At 36.4% G+C, this 261-nt stretch carries 1 protein-coding gene; it reads right to left on the bottom strand.

Annotation, left to right across the window (positions count from 1 at the left end; translation table 11 throughout):
- Window positions 1–24 precede the first annotated feature (24 nt).
- Window positions 25–261: hypothetical protein (locus SB764_RS41645; RefSeq protein WP_410866984.1), on the bottom strand; the 237-nt coding region annotated here is incomplete at its 5' end.

The raw sequence follows: 261 nt of genomic DNA, 5'->3' as shown, positions 1-261 counted from the left end.
AAAGTACTGTAGGTGTCTTTTTGTTTACAAAATTTTCAATTCGTATTCTTCAGCGTGTTCCACGTAGTTTAGTAACTCAGCTGCCCCTAAATCGTTTACGTCCTTTGCGTAGTAGGGTAGATATAACTGCTTCAGGTTAAAATGTCCGCCTAATTCCCTGATTAACTGCATCTTAATCCTATAACCCGCTTTATCATTATATGTAGCTATAACGATTGTCTCTATACCTGATAAGAGTAGTAGTTGTTTTTGCTTTTCTGA

This window comes from Paraburkholderia sp. SIMBA_027 (assembly GCF_046535315.1).
Classification (GTDB): Bacteria; Pseudomonadota; Gammaproteobacteria; order Burkholderiales; family Burkholderiaceae; genus Paraburkholderia; species Paraburkholderia tropica.
This window is presented reverse-complemented; position numbering and strand designations above follow the sequence as displayed.